A 2,456-nucleotide genomic window follows, 5' to 3' on the forward strand; every position below is an offset into this window, starting at 1 on the left:
GCAATCAGTGTCAAACTCCGAGTCAGCGTCAGCAAGTGCGTCAGTTTCTGACTCACAGTCAGTGTCAAACTCCGAATCAGCCTCAGAGAGTGCGTTAGTTTCTGACTCACAGTCAGTCTCAAACTCCGAATCAGCCTCAGAGAGTGCGTCAGTTTCTGAGTCACAGTCAGTGTCAAACTCCGAGTCAGCATCAGTAAGTGAATCAGTCTCTGAATCACAGTCTGTATCAAATTCCGAATCAGCGTCAGTTAGTGCCTCAGTTTCAGAATCACAGTCTGCATCAAACTCCGAGTCAGCCTCAGAGAGTGCATCAGTAAGTGAATCACAATCAGTGTCTAATTCCGAATCAGCTTCAGAGAGTGCATCTGTATCAGAATCACAGTCTGTTTCAAACTCAGAATCAGCATCAGAGAGTGCCTCAGTGTCTGAATCACAGTCTGCTTCAAACTCCGAATCAGCGTCAGTAAGTGCTTCAATTTCAGTTAGTGAGTCTGCATCATTGAGTGAATCACAGAGCACAAGTTCCTCAATCTCGACTTCAGAGTCAGAATCATTGAGTACGTCAAGCTCATTGAGTGCTTCTGCATTTGAAAGCCAGTCTCAAGCCTTTAGTGCTTCAATTTCTGCGATTATTTCAACTGTTGAATCTATTTCGAACTCAGCTTCAAGCTTCATTTCAGCTAGTGAGTCGCTTTCGACATCTAACTCAGCATCATTGAGTGAGTCGGTGTCATTGAGTACATCTGTTTCAGGATCACAGTCAGTTTCTAATTCCGAGTCAGCCTCGGAGAGTGCATCGGTGTCTGAATCACAGTCTGTCTCAAACTCCGAGTCAGCGTCAGTAAGTGCTTCAATCTCAGAATCACAATCAGTGTCTAATTCCGAGTCAGCCTCAGAGAGTGCATCGGTGTCTGAATCACAGTCTGTCTCAAACTCCGAGAAAGCGTCAGTAAGTGCTTCAATCTCAGAATCACAATCAGTCTCTAATTCCGAGTCTGCATCAACAAGTGCGTCTGTATCAGAATCCGTTAGCACATCAGTTTCTGAATCTGTGTCGGAATCAGCAAGCACATCCGCATCAGTCTCTGCGTCAGCCTCAGTGTCAGAATCAGTCAGCGCATCAGAGTCGGTGTCATTGAGCGCTTCAGTTTCAGTGTCACAATCAGTTTCTAATTCTGAAAGTGCATCAGTAAGTGCTTCAATCAGTGAATCACAATTAGTCTCTAATTCCGAGTCAGCATCATCAAGTGCCTCAGTCTCAGAATCACAGTCTGGATCAAACTCAGTCTCTGCGTCAGCCTCAGCAAGTGCATCTGCCTCAGAAACTGCTTCATCAAGCGTTTCAGTATCCGAGTCAGCTTCTACATCAGCAACCTTGAGTGCCTCTGAAAGCACAAGTATTTCAACTTTGTTGAGTACCTCAGCAAGTCTTTCAGCATCAACAAGTGTGTCTGAGTCATTATCTGCGTCCGCTTCAGCATTAGCCTCAGAGTCAACTTCAGTAAGTACCTCAATTTCCGAGTCACAATCAGTATCGAACTCCGAGTCCGTTTCAGAGAGTGCGTCTGTGTCTGAATCAGAATCTGTTTCAACCTCAGTATCACTGAGTGAGTCACTTTCAGAAAGTTCTTCAATTTCAACAAGTGAGTCTGTATCGTTGAGCGAATCGCAGAGTGCAAGTGCATCTGCCTCAGAATCCGCTTCATCAAGCGTTCCAGTATCCGAGTCAGCATCTATATCAGTATTCTTGAGTGCCTCTGAAAGCACAAGTGCTTCAACAAGTTTTTCAACGTCATTGAGTACCTCAGCAAGTGCCTCAGAGTCAGCTTCAGCGAGCGCATCCGCATCAGTCTCAGCTTCAGTATCGACTTCAGTAAGTGCTTCGATTTCAACAAGTGAGTCTGTATCGTTGAGCGAATCGCAAAGTGCAAGTACATCTGCATCAGAATCAGCTTCATCCAGCGTTTCAGAATCAGAGTCAGCATCCTTGAGTGAATCACAAAGTGCAAGTGTGTCTGTGTCAGCTTCAGCAAGTACATCCGCTTCAGCATCTGCGTCAGAATCAACAAGTGCCTCAGAGTCAGCTTCAGCGAGCGCATCCGCATCAGTCTCTGCCTCAGTATCGACTTCAGTAAATGTCTCAATTTCAGAGTTGCAATCAGTATCGAACTCAGAATCAGTTTCAGCGAGCGCATCAGTGTCTGAATCACAATCTGTTTCAAACTCAGTATCACTGAGTGAGTCACTCTCAGTAAGTGCATCGATTTCTACAAGTGAGTCTGTATCGTTGAGCGAATCGCAAAGTGCAAGTGCATCTGCATCATTGTCTGCCTCAGAATCAGTAAGTTCGACAGAATCAGCTAGTGCCTCTGAAAGCACAAGTATTTCAACAAGTGTATCTGAGTCATTATCAACCTCTGCATCAACAAGTGTTTCTGAAGTGAAAGATCCTAAGC

General features: G+C 45.1%; 2 pseudogenes. Both read right to left on the reverse strand.

The features are described from left to right. Positions 1-519: pseudogene (locus HMPREF1519_RS10495) on the reverse strand (MSCRAMM family adhesin SdrC); the annotation flags it as partial. An 81-nt stretch (positions 520-600) separates the two neighbouring features. Continuing rightward, positions 601-2,456 (reverse strand): annotated as a pseudogene (locus tag HMPREF1519_RS10600) (hypothetical protein); the annotation flags it as partial.

The organism is Streptococcus sp. SR4 (assembly GCF_000517725.1).
In the GTDB taxonomy this organism is placed as follows: domain Bacteria; phylum Bacillota; class Bacilli; order Lactobacillales; family Streptococcaceae; genus Streptococcus; species Streptococcus salivarius_F.